Raw genomic sequence first — 20,843 nt, 5'->3', positions numbered from 1 at the left:
ATGTCTTTTCCCCTGCTGACGGTCACGGCCGCGGTGCCCGCGGCCGGCGCGGTCGTGACCGCCGCCGTCCCGGCCGCGCGCCGCACGGCCGCGAAATGGCTCGCGCTGGCCTTCGCGCTGGCCACGCTCGCGCTGGCGGGCGTGCAGCTGGCGCGGTTCGACCCGGACTCCGGGAAGCCGTTCCAGCTGACCGAGTCGCACGCCTGGATCAAGGACTTCGGCGTCCGGTACGACCTGGGGGTCGACGGCATCGCGGTGGTGCTGATCGCCCTGACGGCGCTGCTGATCCCCTTTGTGATGCTGGCCGGCTGGCATGACGCCGACCCGCTCGAAGGACCCGCGCCCAACCGGCGCTGGCGGCCCACCCAGGGCTTCTTCGCGCTGATCCTGATGGTCGAGGCGATGGTGGTGATCTCCTTCGAGGCCACCGACGTCTTCCTCTTCTACATCTTCTTCGAAGCCATGCTGATCCCGATGTACTTCCTCATCGGCGGTTTCGGCGACCGGGCGGGCGGCCGGTCCGAGGAGGAGGCGGCCGCCCAGCGGTCGTACGCGGCGGTGAAGTTCCTGCTCTACAACCTGGCCGGCGGGCTGATCATGATGGCCGCCGTCATCGGGCTCTACGCCGTCACCGCGCACCAGCTCGGCACCGGCACCTTCTCCCTCCAGGAGATCGTCCAGGCGCGGGCGGACGGCAGGCTGCACTTCGCGACCGTCACCGAACGGGCCCTGTTCCTGGGCTTCTTCTTCGCCTTCGCGGTGAAGGCGCCGCTGTGGCCGCTGCACACCTGGCTGCCGGGCGCCATGGGCGAGGCCACCGCGCCCGTCGCCGTGCTGATCACCGCGGTGGTCGACAAGGTCGGCACGTTCGCGATGCTGCGCTTCTGCCTCCAGCTGTTCCCCGAGGCGTCGAAGTGGGCGACGCCGGTGATCATCGTGCTGTCGCTGATCGGCATCCTGTACGGGGCGCTGCTCGCGGTCGGCCAGCGGGACATCAAGCGGCTGATCGCGTACGCGTCGATCTCGCACTTCGGCTTCATCATCCTGGGCATCTTCGCGATGACCACCCAGGGCCAGGGCGGCGCGACGCTCTATATGGTCAACCACGGCATTTCCACGGCCGCGTTGATGCTGGTGGCGGGCTTCCTGATCTCCCGTCGCGGCTCCCGGCTCATCGGCGACTACGGCGGGGTGCAGAAGGTCGCGCCGGTCCTCGCCGGGACGTTCCTGGTGGGCGGTCTGGCCACGCTGTCGCTGCCGGGGCTCGCGCCCTTCGTCTCCGAATTCCTGGTCCTGGTCGGCACGTTCAGCCGCTATCCGGCGGTGGGGATCGTCGCGACGCTGGGCATCGTGCTCGCCGCCCTGTACGTCCTGGTGCTCTACCAGCGCACGATGACCGGCCCGGTGCGGGAGTCCGTGCGCGGCATGCCCGACCTGCGGGTGCGCGAACTGGTCGTCGTAGGCCCGCTGATCGCCCTGCTGATCTTCCTCGGCGTCTATCCCAGGCCGCTGACGCAGATCATCGACCCGGCGGTCGGCCGCACGATGTCGCAGGTCCACAAGACCGACCCCAAGCCCGATGTTCCGACCGCTCCGACGAACGATGTGGAGGCCGCGAAGTGAGTCACGCAGCATTCGTCCACAGCCTGTGGACGATGTCGGCCGACCCGCCGAAGAAGATCCCGGCCCCGCACATCGAGTACGCCCAGCTGTCACCGACGCTGATCGTCCTCGGCGCCGCCGTCCTCGGCATCCTCGTGGAGGCGTTCCTGCCGCGGCGCCTGCGCCATCCCGTGCAGCTGCTGCTGAGCGCGGTCGGCCTGGTCGCAGGGTTCGCCGCCGTCATCGCCCTGGCCGCCGGGGGCTACGGCACCGGCAAGGCGCACATCGCCGCCATGGGCGCCGTCGCCGTCGACGGCCCGGCGCTGTTCCTCCAGGGGACCATTCTCCTGGTCTCGCTGATCGCGGTGTTCACCTTCGCCGAGCGGCGGCTGGACCCGGCGGCGCACGGCAAGCGCGTCGACTCCTTCGCCGCGCAGGGCTCCGCCGTGCCGGGCGGCGCGGCCGAACAGGCCGCCGTCAAGGCGGGGTTCACCACCACCGAGGTCTTCCCGGTCGCGCTCTTCGCGGTCGCGGGCATGCTCGTCTTCCCCGCCGCGAACGACCTGCTGACCCTCTTCATCGCGCTGGAGGTCTTCTCCCTCCCGCTGTACGTGCTGTGCGGGCTCGCCCGCCGCCAGCGGCTGCTGTCCCAGGAGTCCGCGGTCAAGTACTTCCTGCTGGGCGCCTTCTCCTCGGCCTTCCTGCTGTTCGGGGTGGCGCTGCTGTACGGCTACGCGGGCACGGTCACCTACGCCGGCATCGCCGACGTCGTGAACGGCACGGTCCGTACGGTCGACCCCGCCCTCGCGTCGACCACAGGCAACGACGCGCTGCTGCTGATCGGCGGGGCGCTGGTGCTGATGGGGCTGCTCTTCAAGGTGGGCGCGGTGCCCTTCCACATGTGGACCCCCGACGTCTATCAGGGCGCCCCCACGCCGGTGACGGGCTTCATGGCCGCCGCCACCAAGGTCGCCGCCTTCGGCGCGCTGCTGCGGCTGCTGTACGTGGTCCTGCCGGGGCTGCGCTGGGACTGGCGGCCGGTGATGTGGGGCGTCGCGATCGTCACCATGCTGGTGGGCGCGATCGTCGCCGTGACCCAGACGGATGTGAAGCGGCTCCTCGCCTACTCCTCCATCGCGCACGCCGGGTTCATCCTCGCCGGTGTCATCGCCGTCAGCCCGGACGGGGTGTCCTCCGTCCTGTTCTACCTGGCCGCGTACTCCTTCGTGACCCTGGGCGCCTTCGCGGTGGTGACGCTGGTGCGGGACGCGGGCGGCGAGGCGACGCACCTGTCCAAGTGGGCGGGTCTGGGCCGCCGTTCGCCCCTGGTCGCGGCCGTCTTCGCGGTCTTCCTGCTGGCCTTCGCGGGCATCCCGCTGACCAGCGGTTTCACGGGGAAGTTCGCGGTCTTCAAGGCCGCGGCCCAGGGCGGTGCGACGCCGCTGGTCATCGTCGGTGTGCTGTCCTCGGCGATCGCCGCGTTCTTCTACATCCGGGTGATCGTGCTGATGTTCTTCAGCGAGCCGAAGGCCGACGGGCCGACCGTGGCCGTGCCGAGCGCGCTGACCTCCACGGCGATCGCCGTCGGGGTCGCGGTCACGCTCGTCCTCGGTGTCGCCCCGCAGTACTTCCTGGATCTGGCGGGCCAGGCGGGGGTGTTCGTCCGGTAGGCGCGCTGAGCCGTTACGCCGCCCGGTGTCCCGAGAGGGGCACCGGGCGGTTGTGCGTCAGTGGCCGAGCTTGCCCGGCAGGCCCGGCACCTCGGCGGCGGGCTTGCCGTCCGCGCCCACGGTCTTGGTGAGGGTGTCCTCCTTGCCGGAGGCCCACGCCACTGTGAGCGTCTTGGCGTCCACGCTCTTGATGGTGCCCTTGGCGTATTCGGTGCTGCCGTCCTGGCAGTGGGTGATGTTGATGGTGACCGGCTGCGTGGTGTCCACGACCGTGCCGGAGCAGGCCGTCTTCCCGCTCAGCATCACCATGTTCCCGGAGAAGGACATGATCAGCAGGCTCTTGTCCATGAGCTTGCCCTTCGACCAGCCGCCCTTGAGGTCGGCGGCCTTGACGTTGCCGCCCTTGGCGGCGGCCGGGTCGGCGGGCTTGTCCGGCTGGGCGGCCGGCGGCGTGGCGCCGCCGGTCTTCTTGTCCCCGTCGCTCTGGCTGCTGCAACCCGTCATCAGCACAGCGGCGATGAGCGCCGCCCCCGTGATCTGTACTGCCTTGCGCACGTGCGCTCGCTCCTCCGTAGTGGATCTGGACACGACAAATTAGCAGTCCTGTCCCACCGCTCCGGAGCGGCGTCAGCCGCCGTCCGCGGACTGGTCCCGGCGCAGCAGCAGTTCCTCGGGCAGCGTGAGGCACGGGGCGGTGCCGGCGGTCATGGCCCGGGGGTGCGTGCGGGCGCGATCCTGCCGGTGACCTCGCCGAGGCCGATCCGGGCGCCGTCCGGCCCCGGCGCCCAGGCGGTGAGGGTGACCTCGTCGCCGTCCTCCAGCCAGGGGCCCTTGCCCTCGGTGAGCTCCAGCAGGCAGCCGCGCTGGTCGGGGTCGGGGCCGCTGACCGTGCCGGACGCGAAGAGGTCGCCGGTGCGCAACGAGGCGCCGTTGACGGTCATATGGGCGAGCTGCTGGGCCGCCGTCCAGTACATGGAGGCGAAGGGCGGCCGGGAGACGGTCTCCCCGTTGATGGTCACCTCGATGCGCAGGTCGATGCCGCCCGGTTCCGCCGCGGAGTCGTCGAGGTAGGGCAGCAGCGGGTGGGTGCGCTCCGGCGGCGCGGTGCGCGCCTCGTCGAAGGCGTCGAGCGGGGTGATCCACGCCGAGACGGAGGTCGCGAAGGACTTCCCGAGGAAGGGGCCGAGCGGGACGTACTCCCACGCCTGGATGTCGCGCGCCGACCAGTCGTTGACCAGGCACACGCCGAAGACGTGCGCGCGGAAGTCGCCGAGGGCGACAGGGGTGTTCGGCGGCGCGGGCGTGCCGACGACGAAGCCGACCTCGGCCTCGATGTCGAGCCGCGTCGACGGGCCGAACACCGGACCCTCGGGGGTCTTCCGCTGGCCCTGGGGGCGGATCACGGAGGTGCCGGAGACGACGACCGTGCCGGCGCGGCCGTGGTAACCGATCGGCAGGTGCTTCCAGTTGGGCGTCAGCGCGTCGCCGTCGGGCCGGAAGATCCGGCCGACGTTGGTGGCGTGGTGCTCGCTGGCGTAGAAGTCGACGTAGTCGGCGACCTCGAAGGGCAGGTGCAGCGTCACCTCGTCCAGCGGGTGGAAATGCTCCCCGTCCAGCCAGCCGCGGATCTCGGCGCGGACGGCCTGCCACGTGGCGCGGCCCGCCGCCAGCAGCGGGTTGAGCGTCGGCCGGTCCAGCAGCCCGGCGTACGCGGAGCCGTGCGCGGCGGCCGCGGCCGCCGCGTCGAGGACGTACGCGCCGTAGCGGACGCCGACCCGGCGGTGGTCCGGGGCGTCGGGCGTCGTGAAGACGCCGTACGGGAGGGTGGCCGCGCCGAAGGGATCGCCTTCGGGAAGCTCGCGGGGGCTGTGCTGGGGCATGGGACGCTGCCTCGCTCTCTCCTGGACGCCTGGTGACCGTCCGTGCCCACATTACGTGCTGGCGGCCGCCAGGCAAGGGGTGCCCGAGGGGGATCCGGGGGGCGTGCGCGAGGCGCTCGCGGGGGCCGGGCGCGCCCCGTCCGGACCGCCTTGCGCACCGGCTCCGAACACCCGCCCGGGACCTGGTCCGAACCGCTGTCCGACCGCTCACTAAAGGGCGAGCAATGTCCGGTAATTCCTTGCTGGAAGCGGTAATTCCGAAGTAGCGTCCTTAATCGGGTCACGCACAGTGGGGGGCCGCTGCGGCTGAGTGGCCGAGGGGGATGCTGGTGGCGAGCAGGAGTACGCCCATCGCGGCGGACCGGTCCGTTCCGGGGCTCATCGTGAAGATCGGCGATTACCCTCTGCATCATGGCGGGGTCGGCGCGATCCGCAGTCTCGGCAGACTCGGGATCCCGATGTACGCCATCACCGAGGACCGCTGGACCCCCGCCGCCGTATCCCGTTATCTGCACGGTGGTTTCGTCTGGCCCACCACGGGCCGGGAGCGGCCCGAGGAGCTCGTCGAGGGGCTGCTGCGCATCGGGCGGTCCATCGGCCGCCCCGCGGTGCTGCTGCCCACCGACGAGGAGGCGGCCGTCCTGGTCGCCGAGCACGCGGAGCAGCTGTCCGCGAGCTTCCTCTTCCCGCCGGTGGAGCGGGAGTTGCCCCGCAGACTCGCGAGCAAGCAGGGCCTGCACGAGCTCTGCGTGGAGCACGGGGTGCCGTCCCCCGAGGCCCTCTTCCCGTCCTCGTACGAGGAGATCGAGGAGTACGCCGGGCGCGCCCGCTTCCCCCTGGTGGCGAAGAACCGGGAGGCGTTCGAGCGGCGCAGCAGGCCCGCCGTGCACGGGACCACCCGCATCGCCGGCCCCCGCGAACTGCTGGCCCTCGCGCGCGGCTGGGGCCCGTCGCCGGGGGTGATCCTCCAGGAGTACCTGCCCCGCGAGCAGGCCGAGGACTGGATCGTGCACGCGTACTTCGACGCGGAGAGCACCCCCCTCGCGATGTTCACCGGGGTCAAGGTGCGCTCCTGGCCGCCGCACGCGGGCATGACCGCCAACGCCTACGTCGTGGACAACCCCGAACTGGCCGACATGGCCGCGCAGTTCATCAAACAGATCGGCTTCTGCGGAATCATCGACCTCGACTGGCGCTTCGACCGGCGCGACGGCCGCTACAAGCTCCTCGACTTCAACCCCCGGATGGGCGCCCAGTTCCGCCTGTTCGAGAACGAGGCGGGCGTCGACGTCGTCCGGGCCCAGCATCTCGACCTCACCGGCCGCAAGGTCCCCGAGGGCGAGCAGCTCGCGGGGCGCCGGTTCGTCGTCGAGAACATCGACCTGCCGGCCCTCGCCGCCTACCGGCGCAGCGGATACACCACCCCGCACGCGCCCGCACGGGCGAGCGGCACGGAGCTGGCCTGGGTCGCGCGTGACGACATGAAGCCGTTCTTCACCATGCTCGCCCGGTTCGTCAGGCCGGGCGTTCGGCACCTCTGGCAGCTGTGGCGCTCCAGGCGTGCCGCTGCTCTCGTCGAGTAAGCAACGCCCTGGGAGGGGACTCGTGACACTTCCCGTCGTAGTCATCGGGGCAGGTCCGTACGGACTGTCTACCGCTGCCCACCTGAGGGCGCACGGCATAGCGACCCGTGTGTTCGGCTCGCCGATGGTGAGCTGGAGGGCCCACATGCCCGCCGGAATGCTGCTGAAATCCACCCCCGTGGCCTCGAACATCGACGCACCGCAACCGGGCCACACCCTGCTCGACTTCTGCCGCGACGCGGGGGAGCGGCGCTACGAATCGGACTGGGACGCCATCCCGGTCGAGACCTTCGCCCGCTACGGCCTGTGGTTCCAGGAGCGCCTGGTGCCCGATCTGGAGCAGACGCGGGTGGTGTCCGTGGACCGGCGGTCCACGGGCTTCGAGCTGAAGCTGGACTCCGGCGAGCAGTTCGCGGCCCGTGCCGTGGTCGTCGCCACCGGGCTCAGCGGGCTCGCGCGGCTGCCGGCCGAGCTGGCCGCGGCCGTGCCGGACGGCCCGTCGGTGAGCGGCCCGGTCTCGCACAGCTCGCAGCACGACGACCTGTCGCGGTTCGCCGGCCGCGACGTGGTGGTCGTCGGTGCGGGGCAGTCGGCGCTGGAGAGCGCCGTGCTGCTCGCGGAGGGCGGCGCCGCGTCGGTGCGGGTCCTCGCCCGGCGGCGGGGCGCGGTGCGCTTCGGGGCGGCGCCGGACGGGCAGTCGCCGCTGAAGCCGGACACCCCGTTCGGGCGGGCCTGGTCGCTGTACGCGTTCTCGTACCACGCCGACGGATTCCGCCGGCTCCCGGCGCCGACCCGGAAGTACCTCGTCCAGCGGGTGCTCGGGCCGCTCGGCGCCTGGTGGCTGCGGGATCGCTTCATCGGCCGGGTGCAGGTGTCGGAGGGCAAGCGGATCGTCCGGGCCCGGGTGGAGGACGGTCGTCCGGTTCTGCTCCTCGCCGGGCCCGACGGGTCCACCGAGGGGGAGCTCGCCGCCGACCACGTCCTCGCCGCGACCGGCTACCAGGTCGACCTGGCCGCCCTCGACTTCCTCGGCCACGGTCTGCGGACCAGGCTCGCGGTCGGCGCGGGCGGGCCCCGGCTGGGCCCCGGTTACCGCTCGTCGGTCCCGGGCCTGTTCTTCACGGGCCTCCCGGCGGCGGCGAGCTACGGCCCGGTCATGAGGTTCGTCTGCGGCACGGAGTACGCGTCGCCACGGCTGGCGAGGGCGGTGGGCGCGCTGTCGTAGGCCACGCTGTGCCGGACGGACTGGTTCCGCATGCAGCCGGATCCGGTCCGTCCGGCCTTCGGTCAGGGGTTCCGGGGGCTTGCTCCCGGTGGGTGACCAAGCGCATAACGGGGCACACGTCTGGTCGACCGGGAAGGCGCCCACGGTGATCGACAGCCGACCGGATACGCTGACTTTCGGTGGAGACAGCGACACATCGACAATCCCCGTGTTCGCAGGCAGACAGGAGTACCCCTCGTGACCGTCGTCGGGCCTTTTGGGCTGAGCGTGCGGGACCAGGCTCTTGAAGCCGATGTCCAGGCCGGTTTGGCCGCCGTCGAGGAGGGCCTCCTGGAGGCCACCAAGAGCGACGTGCCCTTCATCACCGAGGCGGCCCAGCATCTCGTCCGGGCCGGAGGCAAGCGGTTCCGCCCGCTTCTGGTGATGCTCGCCGCGCAGTTCGGCGACCCGCACGCCCCGGGCATCGTGCCCTCGGCGGTCGTCGTCGAGCTCACCCACCTGGCCACGCTCTACCACGACGACGTCATGGACGAGGCGGACGTGCGGCGCGGCGTCGACAGCGCCAACGCCCGCTGGGGCAACTCCGTGGCCGTCCTCACCGGGGACTTCCTCTTCTCCCGGGCCTCGTACATCCTCGCCGACCTGGGACCGGAGGCCGTCCGCATCCAGGCCGAGGCGTTCGAGCGGCTGGTCACCGGCCAGATCCTGGAGACGGCGGGACCGCGCGACGGCCGCGACCCCATCGAGCACTACCTCGACGTCATGGCGGGCAAGACCGGCTCGCTGATCGCCGTCTCCACCCGCTACGGCGCGATGATGTCCGGCGCCGACGAGCGCACCGTCGACATCCTCACCCACTACGGGGAGCGGCTCGGCATCGCCTTCCAGCTCGCCGACGACGTCCTCGACATCGCCAGCGACTCCCACGAGTCCGGCAAGACGCCCGGCACCGACCTGCGCGAGGGCATCCCCACGCTGCCGGTGCTGCACCTGCGGGCCCAGGCGGCCGCGACCGGCTCGGCGGACGACCTCCAGCTGTGCGAGCTCCTCGACGGCGACCTCACCGACGACACCCTGCACGCCGAGGCACTGCGCCGCCTGCGCGCGCACCCGGCGCTGGAGCAGGCGCGCCGCGACACGGTGCGCTACGCGCAGGAGGCACGGGCGATCCTCGCCCCCCTGCCGGAGTGCTTCGCGAAGGCGGCCCTGGAAAACCTCTGCGACGCGGTCGTGCACCGGGCTGGTTGACCGGCCCTGGGTTGCGGTCCGTTGCCGCCTGCGGCGGGAGCGCCCTTGGGGGTCCCCCCGGACGGAGTCTGGGGGAGCGTCCTCAATCGCCGGACGGGCTGAATTTTGCGCACCCCGGGGGTCCGGGGGCAGAGCCCCCGGTTTCGGGAAGGGGCGGGGCTGGGGAGAAAGCCCGCCGCAGGCGTGACGCCGGGTCATACCCGAGAGGTACGGGAAAGTGCTCCCCGCGGCTGACGCGCGAGCCGGCCGGCTTTGGTGCAATTGACACTGCGCCACCAACCAGCGGCAGGGCCACAATGAAGAAGGCCCGGGGGGCGCCGACGACGGAGGTATGGGCACATGGCACGGATTGAACCGACCCAGGTTGCCGAAGGCCCGGAGGGCCATCGCACACCGGCCCGCCGCAAGGCGGTCCGCTATGCCGTGCCGGTCGCGGTGGCGGGCCTCGCGGCGGCCACGATCGGGCTCGTCCCGGCGCTGGCGAAGAGCGGCGACCCCGATCTGCCGAAGATCAGCGCGGAGGACCTGATAGCCAAGGTCGCCAAGTCGGATGTCCAGCAGATGTCCGGCTCGGTCAAGGTGACCACCGACCTGGGTCTGCCGTCGCTGCCGGGCGGCGCCTCGCTCGGTGCCCTGGGCGCGGGTCACGACGGGAAGAAGGGCGGCGCGGACGTCTCCCCGCAGGCCAAGCTCACCGAGCTCGCCTCGGGTTCGCACACGCTGCGCGTCGCCGTCGACGGCCCCGACAAGCAGCGCGTGTCGATCGTCGAGCCCGCCGCGGAGTACAGCCTGATCCGCAACGGCGACCAGGTCTGGGCGTACGACAGCGGCAGCAACACCGTCCACCACTCGACCGCCCCGCGCGGGAAGGCCGATGCCGGGCAGCACGCCGGCCCGGAGGAGCTGAAGGGCGCGTCGCCGCAGGAGCTGGCCAAGAAGGCCCTCGCCGCCGTGGACGACTCGACGTCGGTGTCGGTCGGCGGCACGGCCAAGGTGGCCGGGCGGGACGCCTATCAGCTGGTCGTCAAGCCGAAGGCCGAGGAGTCGACGGTCGGCTCGGTGCGGATCGCGGTGGACGCCAAGACCGGTGTGCCGCTGAAGTTCACGCTCTCCCCGAAGAGCGGTGGCAAGGCGGCGGTCGACGCGGCCTTCACCAAGGTCGACTTCGCCAAGCCGGGTGCGAGCACCTTCGACTTCACCCCGCCCAAGGGCGCCAAGGTCACCGAGGACAAGGGCGACGGCGCGCAGCGGGACCACAAGGGCGCGCTTCCGGCCACGCCGGGCGAGATGTCGGGCCTCGACGTGGTGGGCAAGAGCTGGACGTCGATCGCCCAGTTCAAGGCGCCCGCGGGCGCGAGCAAGGACTCCAAGGCCAAGGGCGGCGGCCTCGGGAAGAACGCCGGCGGCGCCGGTGCCCTCCTGGACACCCTCGGCACCAAGGTCTCGGGTCCCTTCGGCTCGGGCCATGTCTTCAGCACCCGCCTCGTCAACGTCCTGATGACGGACGACGGCCGGGTGTACGCGGGCGCGGTGACGAAGGAAGCGCTCATCAAGGCGGCGAAGTAGGCACCCTCCTCGGCCGGCCCGGCGAGGCCGGCCGAGGATGTTCCACAAAAGCGTGACGAAGGGGGGAAGGCGGGTGCCAGGGTCTGCCGAGCGTGCGCCCTCCGCTGCCGGTCGGCGCCATCCGGACGCCGCCGTCCACACCCGCGCCCTCACCAAGCGCTACCGCGGCGGCCAGCTCGCCGTGGACGGGCTCGACCTCACCGTGCCGCGCGGGAGCGTCTTCGGGTTCCTCGGGCCCAACGGCTCCGGGAAGACCACCACCATCCGGATGCTCATGGGCCTCATCGAGCCGACCTCGGGCTCGGCCGAGGTGCTGGGGGAGCCGATGCCCCGCGCGGGCCGTCGGGTACTGCCCAGGGTGGGGGCGCTGATCGAGGGGCCCGCGCTCTACGGCTTCCTGTCCGGGCGGGACAACCTCGTACGGTTCGACGCCGCCGACCCGACCGCCGATCCCCGTACCCGGGCCGCCCGGGTGGACGCGGCGCTCGACCGGGTGGGGCTCGTAGCCGCCGCGGGCAAGAAGGCCCGCGCGTACTCCCTGGGCATGAAGCAGCGCCTCGGGCTGGCCGCGGCCCTGCTCCAGCCGCGCGAGCTGCTCGTGCTCGACGAGCCGACCAACGGCCTGGACCCGCAGGGCATGCGGGAGATCCGCACGCTCGTCAGGGAGCTCGCGGCCGACGGCACCACCGTCTTCCTCTCCTCGCACCTCCTCGACGAGATCGAGCAGGTCTGCACCCATGCCGCGGTCATGGCCCAGGGGCGGCTGCTCACCCAGGGCACGGTCGCCGGGCTGGCCTCCTCCACGCGCGGCCGGCTGGCCGTCACCACCCCCGACACCTCGGACGCCGTCCGCGTCCTCAAGGAGCACGGCGTGACCGATCTCGTCGTCGTGGACGACCGCGTCACCGGCGAACTCCCCACCGGGGAGCCGCCCGAGGGCGCCGCACCGCTCGATCTCGCGGACCTCAACGCCGCGCTCGTCCACGCCCGGGTCCGGGTCCGGGCCTTCGGCACCGAACGCGCCTCGCTGGAGGACGCGTTCGTGGCGCTCACCGGGGAGGGTTTCGATGTCGCGGGCTGATGCCGCGGTCACGGGCGGCACCCGGGCCCCGAGCCCGCTGTGGCAGCTGTCCCTCTTCCGCAGCGAGGTGGGCTCGGTGTTCCGGCGGTGGCGGACGGTCGCCCTGCTCGGGGTGCTCGCGGCCGTCCCCGTCCTCGTCGGCATCGCCGTGAAGATCGAGACCAGGGGCGGCGGCACGGTCGGCCACGAGGGTGGCGGGGGCGGCCCGGCGTTCATCAGCCAGGTCACCAACAACGGCCTCTTCCTGGTCTTCACCTCGCTCGCCGCGACCCTGCCGTTCTTCCTGCCGATGGCGATAGGCGTGGTCGCGGGCGACTCCATAGCCGGCGAGGCGAGCTCCGGGACCCTGCGCTATCTCCTCGTCGCACCCGCCGGGCGGACCCGGCTGCTGCTCGCCAAATACGCGTCGACGCTGGTCTTCTGCCTCGCGGCCACCCTGGTCGTCACCGTGTCCGCGCTGGCGGTGGGGGCGCTGCTGTTCCCCTTGGGCGAGGTCACGCTGATCAGCGGGACGAACGTCTCCTTCGGCGAGGGGCTGCTGCGCGCGCTGGCCATCGCGGGGGTCGTCGCGCTGTCGCTGACCGGCGTCGCGGCGGTCGGGCTGTTCGTCTCCACGCTCACCAACAGCGGGATCGCGGCCATGGCCACGACGGTGGGGCTGCTGATCACGGTCCAGATCCTCGACCAGTTCCCGCAGCTGCACGCGGTGCAGCCGTATCTCTTCCCGCACTACTGGCTGAGCTTCGCGGATCTACTGCGGGAGCCGGTGTATTGGGACCAGCTGCTGGACAATTTGCGCCTTCAGGCGCTGTACGCGGCGGTGTTCGGGTCGGCGGCGTGGGCGAGGTTCACGTCGCGGGATGTGACGGCGTAGTTCGGCCGCGGGCCGTCCGCGCCTGCGGCGGGCTTTTTCCCCAGCCCCGCCCCTTCCCGCAGCGTCGATCTGCGGCTCCGCCGCGTGCGGGGGAGACCCCCGGACCCCCAACGCGCTTCGCGCGTTGTCCTCAAACGCCGGACGGGCTGATTGCCGCCCGGCCGACGTTTGAGGCCGCCCGCCACTGGGGGAGCGACGGGCCCGCAGCCGGAGGCTAGAACGTCAGCTTCCACCCGTTGATGTAGCCGACGTCCTGCGCCGCCACATCCTGGACGCGCAGCTTCCACGTCCCGTTCGCCGTCTCGGAAGACGCGTTCACGGAGAACGTCGCATTGACGTCCGCCGCCGAATCATTCGCGCTGGAGTCCTTCAGCCGGTAGGCGCGCCCGCTCGGGCCCACGAGATCCACGGTCAGGTCCCCGCGGTACGTGTGCTTGATGTCGACCCCGGCCTTGAGCGCGGCCGGCGCGTTGCCGGTCACGCCGCTGACGGTGATCGGGGACTCGATCGCCGGACCCGCGTCGGGGATGTCGACCCGGGCCTTGTTCTCGAAGACCTTGCCGCTCGGCGGGGTCGTGGTGCCGCCGCTCAGCGACCAGACGGCACCCGCGATGGCATCGGAGTTGGTGCCGAGCGCGGTGTCGTTCAGGTTGGCGTACGTGTCGCACGAGCGGTGGTAGCAGGCGTCGAACGCCCGGCCCGCGGTGCCGCCCCACTTCTGCGCCTGGTCGGCGGTCTTGATGTAGTCGGCGCCGCTGAAGAGCCCGCCGACGGGTATGCCGGCGTTCTGGAAGGGGGCGTGGTCCGAGCGGCCGTCGCCCTCGTGGTCGACCTCGGTGGCGATGTTCTTCGCCGCGAACCAGTTCTCGAAGAGGCTCTGGAGGCCCGCGTCGTAGCCGTAGACGTAGTAGCCGGGGTTCGGCGAGCCGATCATGTCGAAGTTCAGATAGGCGTCGATCTTCGACCGGTCGGCGGAGGACAGCTTGTCGACGTAGTTCTGCGACCCGACCATGCCGAGTTCCTCGGCGCCCCACCAGCCGAACCGCAGGTGCTTGTCGGGCTTGTAGCCCTCGCGGGCGACGGCGAGGGCGACTTCGAGGACCCCGGCGGAGCCGGAGCCGTTGTCGTTGATGCCGGGGCCCGCGGAGACGGAGTCGAGGTGCGAGCCGGCGAAGACGACGTGGTCGGTGTCGCCGCCGGGCCAGTCGGCGATCAGGTTGTAGCCGGTGGAGCCGTTGGCGCTGAACTGCTGCACGGTGGTGGTGAATCCGGCGGCGTCCAGCTTGCCCTTCACATAGTCGACGGACGCCTTGTAACCGCTGCGGCCGTGCGCGCGGTTGCCGTTGTTGGCGTTGGCTATCGACTGGAGCTGGTTGAGGTGGGCCTTGACGTTGGCCACGGGGATGGCGGGCGCGCCGGCCTTGGTCTTGACGGGGCCCTTGGCGACGGTGGCGGCGGTGGTCCGCGCGGTGGTGGGAACCGCGTGGGCCGCGCCGGAGGCCGTGCCGAGGAGGGTGGCGGTGAGGGCCGCGCCGGTGGCCAGGAGGGCGACGGCGCGGCTTCTTCGGGCAGGTCCGTTGAGTGGTCCGGTGAGTTCAAGCATGGGGGGCTCCCAACTCATTTTGACGTGGCCATGATGTTGGGGGCCCCTGTGAGGTGCGTCAAGGGCGGATTTCGGACGCCGAACACCGGTTTCCGGATATCGGGCGCCGAACTACCGCCCTTGAGCTGTGGCTTCAGGGGTTTCTGTGACGCCTGTGCCCTCTGTGATTTCTGTGTGAACAGCGGCGTCCCGCTCCGTCCGCTCCGCCTTCTGCCGGGCGGCCCGCAGCTCGGCCCGCGCGGTACGGGCCGTACGCAACGCGTCCCAGGTGAGCAGCGCCAGCGCCAGCCAGATCAGGGCGAAGCCCGCCCATCGCTCCGCGGGCATCGTCTCGTGGAAGACCAGCAGCCCCAGGGCGAACTGGAAGACGGGGGCGAGGTACTGCACCATCCCCATCACCGACAGCGGCAGCCGCACGGCCGCGATGCCGAAGCAGACGAGCGGCAGGGCGGTGATCGCGCCGGTGCCCATCAGGAGCAGGGCGTGGCCGGTGCCCTCGCTCGCGTACGTGCTGTGGCCGCTCGAACCCAGGAACAGCAGGAAGCCGAGGGCGGGCAGGAACTGCACCGCCGTCTCGGCCGCCATCGACTCCACGCCGCCCAGCCCGACCTTCTTCTTCACCAGGCCGTAGGTGCTGAACGAGATCGCCAGCGTCAGCGCGATCCACGGCGGCTTCCCGTACGCGACGGCCATCACCACGACCGCCGCCGCGCCGACCCCGACCGCCACCCACTGCAGGGCCCGCAGCCGCTCGCGCAGGACGAGGACGCCGAAGGCGATGCTCACGAGGGGGTTGATGAAGTAGCCCATAGACGTCTCGACGACGTGCCCGGAGTTCACGCCCCAGATGTAGACGCCCCAGTTCACGGAGATCAGGGCCGCGCCGAGCGCGATCATCATCAGCCGCCTGGGCTGCCGGAGCAGCGGGCGTATCCAGTCCCAGCGCCGGGTCGCGGCGAGCACGACGAGCACGGTGGCCAGCGACCACACCATGCGGTGCGCCAGGATCTCGACGGCTCCGGACGGCTCCAGCAGTGGCCAGTAGAGGGGGAAGAGGCCCCAGATCGAGTAGGCGGCGACGCTGCACAGCAGTCCTGTGCGGGTCTCGTTCCTGGGCGGTTGCATGGGGCGGCTCCTGGGGTGCGGGGGTGGCGGCGACGTTGCGAAGGTAGCGCTGCGGGTGCGCCGGTGTCATGGGTGTATCAGATAACGGTCATGACGCGCCCGCGGGGCACCGGCACGGGCCCGCACCCGGCGATCCCTAGTCGCCCACCGAGCGCAGGCGCTCCACCTCCTGGGTCACGTCGAACGGCAGCACCGTCACCGCCACGTTCGGCAACTGCTCCAGCGCCTTGGCCATTTCGTTGCCGCTGTCGGGGTGGAGCAGGAGGCCGAGCGGCGGGGAGTAGGTGCGGCGGGGGATCAGGAGCGTCAGGGCCGTCTCGCCGTCGGCCGTGGTGCGCGCGGCGAGGCCGGCGACCGCGTGCCGCAGCCGGCGGTCCGGGCAGTCGACCAGTTCCAGCGGCACCGTCGTGCCCGGCGTCGCGTCCCACTTCGCGGCCAGCCGCCGCGCCCGCTCCGCGTCGATGACGAAGTGCAGGGCCCGCACCTCGTCCGGCCGCAGCTCGTGCGCGTACCGCAGCGCCTTGACCGTGGCCAGGTCGAGGTAGTCGACGAGGATGTACACCAGGTGTCGCCGCCAGTGCGGCCGGTCCGTGGCGAGGGCGGGGACGTTGCTCAGGGCCTCTTCCTCCTCGCGGTACTGCCGGTTGATGCGGATCAGCGCCCACACGCCCAGCGGGAAGATCACCACGACCAGCCACGCGCCCTCCGTGAACTTGGTGATCGCGAAGATGATCACGACCAGCGCCGAGACCACCGCCGCGACGAGGTTCACCCCCACCTTCCAGTGCCGGTGGGACTCCTCGGGCCGCCGCCAGTAGTGGGCGGTCATCCCGGCGGCCGCCATGGTGAAGCCGGTGAAGACGCCGATGGCGTAGAGCGCGACGAGCTTGTCGACGCTGCCGCGCGTCACGATCAGCAGCGCGAGCGAGACGACGGTGAGGGAGATGATCCCGCCCGAGAAGGCCAGCCGGTGCCCGCGGCGCGTCAACTGGCGCGGCAGGAAGCGGTCTTCGGCGACGAAGCTGGCCAGGAAGGGGAAGCCGGTGAAGGGCGTGTTGGCGCCCGTGTAGAGGATGAGCGCGGTCGCGAGCTGGACGTAGACCAGCCCGGCCGTGCCGAGCCAGCTGTCGCCGAAGACGAGGTGCGCCTCCTGCGCGATGACGGTCGGATTGCCGTCCTGGTAGGGGACCGCGTGGGTGAAGTGGGCGAGGGTGGAGACGCCGAGCACCATGACGCCGAGGACGCAGCTCATCACGGTGAGGGTGCGCCGGGCGTTGCGGCCCTGCGGCCTGCGGAAGGCCGAGACGCTGTTGGAGATCGCCTCCAGGCCGGTCAGCGAGGAGCCGCCGTTCGCGAACGCGCGCAGCACCATGAACAGCGACGCGCCGTAGAGCCAGCCGTGTCCGGCCGTGCCGAGCGGGAGCACCCCGGAGGCGTGCAGGTCGGCGTGGGGGAGCCCGCCGGTCATGGCGCGGATGAGGCCGATGAGCAGTATCAGCGCGACGGCGAGCATGAAGAGGTACGCGGGGGCCGCGAACGCCCGTCCCGCCTCGCGGAGCCCCCGCAGATTCCCGTACATCAGCAGCACCACCACGCCCACGGTGATGGGCACCTTGAGGTGGTCGATGCCGGTGTAGCCGTCGCCTGTGAGGTGGGCGAGGGAGATCAGCGCGTCGGTGCCGGCGGCCGTCTGCACGGCGACGGTGACGATGTAGTCGACGAGGAGCGCGACGGCGGCGATCTGGGCGACGCGCGGCCCGAAGTTCTCCCGGGCGACGACGTACGAGCCGCCGGCGCGGGTGTAGACGGACACGACGTCGCGGTAGGAGAGCGTGAGGAGCAGCAGGACGAGCAGGATCGCGCCGGTCACCGGCATCAGCAGGGTGAACGCGGCGACCCCCACGACGGGCACCAGGATGCGCAGCATCTCCTCGCTGCCGTACGCGGTGGAGGAGATGCAGTCGGAGGCGAGCACGCCCAGGGCCAGGGGGTTGGACAGCGTCTCGTGGGCGAGCTCCTGGGTGACCAGCGGTCGCCCGAGCAGGCGGCACTTGACCCGGTAGGCGAGCCGGTCGGGGACCTCGGGTACGACTTCGGGGTGGTCGGCCATAGCCGTATCTTCGGGGCTCCGCCCCGGGCCCGGACCCTCAAACGCCGGGCGAGCCGAAAGTCGGCCCGCCCGGCGTCAGGTGACGTGCGTCAGCCGACGACGGTCCAGGTGTCGTTCCCGGCCAGCAGCGCGGCGAGGTCGCCCTTGCCCTTCTGCTCCACCGCCGCCTCCAGCTGGTCGGCCATCTGTGTGTCGTAGACCGCCCGTTCGACGTCGCGGAACACGCCGATGGGCGTGTGGTGCAGCGTGTCGGGGTCCGCGAGGCGCGACAGCGCGAACGCCGAGGTCGGGGACGCCGCGTGGGCGTCGTGGACGAGGATGTCGGCCTCGTTGTCGGGCGTGACGTCGACGACGCGGAGGTCGCCGGTGGCGTGGTCGCGGACGACGCCCTTGGCGTCGTCCGTGCCGAAGCGGATGGGCCGGCCGTGTTCGAGGCGGATGACCGCTTCCTGCGCCTGCTGCTTGTCCTTCAGGACCTCGAACGCGCCGTCGTTGAAGATGTTGCAGTTCTGGTAGATCTCCACCAGTGCGGTGCCGGGGTGCTCGGCCGCCTGTCGCAGCACCTCGGTGAGGTGTTTGCGGTCGGAGTCGACGGTGCGGGCCACGAAGGAGGCCTCGGCGCCGATGGCCAGGGAGACCGGGTTGAAGGGCGCGTCGAGGGAGCCCATCGGCGTGGATTTGGTGATCTTGCCGATTTCCGAGGTGGGGGAGTACTGGCCCTTGGTCAGCCCGTAGATCCGGTTGTTGAAGAGGAGGATCTTGAGGTTGACGTTGCGGCGCAGGGCGTGGATGAGGTGGTTGCCGCCGATGGAGAGGGCGTCGCCGTCGCCGGTGACGACCCACACGCTCAGGTCGGGGCGGGAGGAGGCGAGGCCGGTGGCGATGGCGGGGGCGCGGCCGTGGATGGAGTGCATCCCGTAGGTGTTCATGTAGTACGGGAAGCGGGAGGAGCAGCCGATGCCGGAGACGAAGACGATGTTCTCCTTCGCGAGGCCGAGGGAGGGCATGAAGCCCTGGACGGCGGCGAGGACGGCGTAGTCACCGCAGCCGGGACACCAGCGCACTTCCTGGTCGGACTTGAAGTCCTTCATGGTCTGCGCGGCCTCGGCCTTGGGGACCAGTTTGAGCGCCTCAGTCATCGATGGCCTCCTTGAGGGCTCCTGCGAGCTGCTCGGCCTTGAACGGCATGCCGTTGACCTGGTTGTAGGAGCGGGCGTCGACCAGGTACTTCGCGCGGATGAGGGTGGCGAGCTGGCCGAGGTTCATCTCGGGCACGACCACCTTCTCGTAGCCGGCCAGGACCTCGCCCAGGTTCTTCGGGAAGGGGTTGAGGTGGCGCAGGTGGGCCTGCGCGATCGCCACGCCCTCGGCCCGCAGCCGCCGGACGGCCGCGGTGATGGGCCCGTACGTCGAACCCCAGCCCAGCACCAGGGTCCCGGCGCCGTGGGGGTCGTCGACCTCGAGGTCGGGGACGGTGATGTTGTCGATCTTGGCCTGGCGGGTGCGGACCATGAAGTCGTGGTTGGCCGGGTCGTAGGAGATGTTCCCGGTGCCGTCCTGCTTCTCGATGCCGCCGATCCGGTGCTCCAGCCCCGGCGTGCCCGGCACCGCCCACGGGCGCGCCAACGACTGCGCGTCGCGTTTGTACGGCCAGAAGACCTCGGTCCCGTCCGCCAGGGTGTGATTCGGGCCCGTGGCGAACTGCACCCGCAGATCGGGCAGTTCATGCGCCTCCGGCACCCGCCACGGCTCCGAGCCGTTGGCCAGATAGCCGTCCGACAGCAGGAACACCGGCGTCCGGTAGGTGAGCGCGATCCGGGCGGCGTCCAGGGCGGCGTCGAAACAGTCCGCCGGGGTCCGCGGCGCGACCACCGGCACCGGGGCCTCGCCGTTGCGCCCGTACATCGCCTGGAGCAGGTCGGCCTGCTCCGTCTTGGTCGGCAGACCGGTCGAGGGGCCGCCGCGCTGGATGTCCACGATCAGCAACGGGAGTTCGAGGCTCACGGCGAGCCCGATGGTCTCGGACTTCAGCGCCACACCCGGGCCGGAGGTCGTCGTCACCGCGAGCGCGCCGCCGAAGGCCGCGCCGAGTGCGGCGCCGATGCCGGCGATCTCGTCCTCCGCCTGGAACGTGCGCACACCGAAATTCTTGTGCTTCGACAGCTCGTGAAGGATGTCGGAGGCCGGGGTGATGGGGTACGAGCCCAGGTAGAGCGGCAGGTCCGCCTGCCGGCCCGCGGCCACCAGCCCGTACGACAGGGCCAGGTTCCCCGAGATGTTGCGGTACGTACCGGCGGGGAAAGCGGCCGTGGCGGGGGCGACTTCGTAGGAGACCGCGAAGTCCTCGGTGGTCTCGCCGAAGTTCCAGCCCGCCCGGAACGCGGCGACGTTCGCTTCCGCAATGTCCGGCTTCTTCGCGAACTTCCCCCGGAGGAACTTCTCCGTACCCTCGGTGGGCCGGTGGTACATCCACGACAGCAGGCCGAGCGCGAACATGTTCTTGCTCCGCTCCGCCTCCTTCCGCGACAGCCCGAAGTCCTTCAGCGCCTCGATCGTCAGCGTCGTCAGCGGCACGGGGTGGACGCGGTAGGCGTCCAGCGACCCGTCCTCCAAGGGCGACGTCGCGTAACCGACCTTCGCCATCGGGCGCTTGGTGAACTCGTCGGTGTTCACGATGATCTCCGCGCCGCGCGGCACATCGGCGATGTTCGCCTTCAGCGCGGCCGGGTTCATCGCGACCAGCACGTCCGGCGCGTCACCGGGGGTGAGGATGTCGTGGTCGGCGAAGTGCAGCTGGAACGAGGAGACGCCCGGCAGTGTCCCGGCGGGCGCCCTGATCTCCGCGGGGAAGTTCGGCAGCGTGGAAAGGTCGTTCCCGAACGACGCCGTCTCCGACGTGAACCGGTCACCCGTGAGCTGCATACCGTCACCCGAGTCCCCCGCGAACCGGATGATCACCCGCTCCAGCTTCCGCACCGACTTCGCGCCGGGCCCCACGCCGGGAGCACGCTGGGGGCTGAGGTGTGAAGGCTCCTGCTCTGCCGGCTGCTCTGCCGACGGCGGGGCGGCCCCGCTCGGCTGCTCGCCTGGTTCGGCCTGTTCGGCCGGGCTGCTGACCTGGCTGGTCACTGCTTCGGACCTCCCTCGTGGCGGCGGCTCGCACGCGGTGGTGACGGCCGGCGTTCCCACCGCCATCGTACGGGGGTAAGGGTCGCCTACCTGGGATGGATCACAAGATGCCCGCGCCGTACCGTAGTCGCTTTGCACCGGTAAGTG

At 71.3% G+C, this 20,843-nt stretch carries 15 protein-coding genes; 8 read left to right on the top strand and 7 right to left on the bottom strand.

Annotation, left to right across the window (positions count from 1 at the left end; translation table 11 throughout):
* Both DXZ73_RS20625 and nuoN read left to right on the top strand, forming a co-directional pair.
* Nucleotides 1-1,623, top strand: a complete 1,623-nt coding sequence (locus DXZ73_RS20625; RefSeq protein WP_116212551.1) for an NADH-quinone oxidoreductase subunit M — start codon at nt 1-3, stop codon at nt 1,621-1,623.
* A complete protein-coding gene (nuoN, locus tag DXZ73_RS20620) occupies nt 1,620-3,272 on the top strand; it encodes an NADH-quinone oxidoreductase subunit NuoN (RefSeq protein WP_162890265.1) in 1,653 nt (550 codons plus the stop codon). The genes DXZ73_RS20625 and nuoN overlap by 4 nt, the downstream gene beginning before the upstream one ends.
* A 57-nt stretch (nt 3,273-3,329) precedes the next feature.
* Here the strand turns inward: nuoN and DXZ73_RS20615 are convergent, their stop codons facing one another.
* Nucleotides 3,330-3,827, bottom strand: a complete 498-nt coding sequence (locus DXZ73_RS20615) for a hypothetical protein (protein ID WP_116212547.1) — start codon at nt 3,825-3,827, stop codon at nt 3,330-3,332.
* Nucleotides 3,828-3,976: 149 nt separating this feature from the next.
* Nucleotides 3,977-5,152, bottom strand: a complete 1,176-nt coding sequence (locus DXZ73_RS20610) for a fumarylacetoacetate hydrolase family protein (RefSeq protein ID WP_116212544.1) — start codon at nt 5,150-5,152, stop codon at nt 3,977-3,979.
* Nucleotides 5,153-5,475: 323 nt separating this feature from the next.
* Between DXZ73_RS20610 and DXZ73_RS20605 the strand changes: the two genes are divergently transcribed.
* The 6 genes from DXZ73_RS20605 (at nt 5,476) to DXZ73_RS20580 (ending at nt 12,729) form a co-directional block, all read left to right on the top strand.
* Nucleotides 5,476-6,735: an ATP-grasp domain-containing protein gene (locus DXZ73_RS20605; RefSeq protein ID WP_116212541.1), complete on the top strand. Its 1,260-nt coding sequence runs from the start codon at nt 5,476-5,478 to the stop codon at nt 6,733-6,735.
* Between the two features lie 22 nt (nt 6,736-6,757).
* Nucleotides 6,758-7,960 carry an NAD(P)-binding domain-containing protein gene (locus tag DXZ73_RS20600; RefSeq protein ID WP_116212539.1) on the top strand — a complete coding sequence of 401 codons (1,203 nt, stop codon included), beginning with the start codon at nt 6,758-6,760 and terminating at the stop codon, nt 7,958-7,960.
* Between the two features lie 237 nt (nt 7,961-8,197).
* Nucleotides 8,198-9,208 carry a polyprenyl synthetase family protein gene (locus DXZ73_RS20595; protein ID WP_116212537.1) on the top strand — a complete coding sequence of 337 codons (1,011 nt, stop codon included), beginning with the start codon at nt 8,198-8,200 and terminating at the stop codon, nt 9,206-9,208.
* Between the two features lie 339 nt (nt 9,209-9,547).
* The gene (locus DXZ73_RS20590; protein ID WP_116212535.1) at nt 9,548-10,774 is read left to right on the top strand and encodes a LolA family protein; all 1,227 of its coding nucleotides are present in this window, start codon (nt 9,548-9,550) and stop codon (nt 10,772-10,774) included.
* A gap of 73 nt (nt 10,775-10,847) precedes the next feature.
* Complete coding sequence (locus tag DXZ73_RS20585; RefSeq protein WP_116212532.1) at nt 10,848-11,855, top strand: ABC transporter ATP-binding protein; 1,008 nt, start codon at nt 10,848-10,850, stop codon at nt 11,853-11,855.
* Nucleotides 11,842-12,729: an ABC transporter permease gene (locus DXZ73_RS20580; RefSeq protein WP_116212530.1), complete on the top strand. Its 888-nt coding sequence runs from the start codon at nt 11,842-11,844 to the stop codon at nt 12,727-12,729. Before DXZ73_RS20585 ends, DXZ73_RS20580 begins: the two co-directional genes overlap by 14 nt.
* Nucleotides 12,730-12,943: 214 nt before the next feature.
* Here DXZ73_RS20580 and DXZ73_RS20575 read toward each other — a convergent pair whose 3' ends face one another.
* The 5 genes from DXZ73_RS20575 to DXZ73_RS20555 form a co-directional block, all read right to left on the bottom strand.
* Nucleotides 12,944-14,332 carry a M28 family metallopeptidase gene (locus tag DXZ73_RS20575; RefSeq protein ID WP_116212528.1) on the bottom strand — a complete coding sequence of 463 codons (1,389 nt, stop codon included), beginning with the start codon at nt 14,330-14,332 and terminating at the stop codon, nt 12,944-12,946.
* A gap of 111 nt (nt 14,333-14,443) precedes the next feature.
* Entirely contained in the window at nt 14,444-15,457 is a 1,014-nt protein-coding gene (gene rarD, locus DXZ73_RS20570; protein ID WP_116212526.1) for an EamA family transporter RarD, read from the bottom strand.
* A gap of 136 nt (nt 15,458-15,593) precedes the next feature.
* Nucleotides 15,594-17,567 carry an APC family permease gene (locus tag DXZ73_RS20565; RefSeq protein WP_116212524.1) on the bottom strand — a complete coding sequence of 658 codons (1,974 nt, stop codon included), beginning with the start codon at nt 17,565-17,567 and terminating at the stop codon, nt 15,594-15,596.
* An 89-nt stretch (nt 17,568-17,656) separates the two neighbouring features.
* Nucleotides 17,657-18,706 (bottom strand): 2-oxoacid:ferredoxin oxidoreductase subunit beta, encoded by a 1,050-nt coding sequence (locus DXZ73_RS20560; RefSeq protein ID WP_116212522.1) that lies wholly within the window; start codon nt 18,704-18,706, stop codon nt 17,657-17,659.
* Complete coding sequence (locus DXZ73_RS20555) at nt 18,699-20,696, bottom strand: 2-oxoacid:acceptor oxidoreductase subunit alpha (RefSeq protein ID WP_116212520.1); 1,998 nt, start codon at nt 20,694-20,696, stop codon at nt 18,699-18,701. The genes DXZ73_RS20560 and DXZ73_RS20555 overlap by 8 nt, the downstream gene beginning before the upstream one ends.
* Between the last annotated feature and the right edge of the window lie 147 nt (nt 20,697-20,843).

The sequence above is a fragment of the Streptoverticillium olivoreticuli subsp. olivoreticuli genome, assembly GCF_003391135.1.
GTDB classification, from domain to species: domain Bacteria; phylum Actinomycetota; class Actinomycetes; order Streptomycetales; family Streptomycetaceae; genus Streptomyces; species Streptomyces blastmyceticus.
The sequence above is the reverse complement of the archived record's forward strand: the minus strand, read 5'-3'. Positions and strand labels throughout refer to the sequence as shown.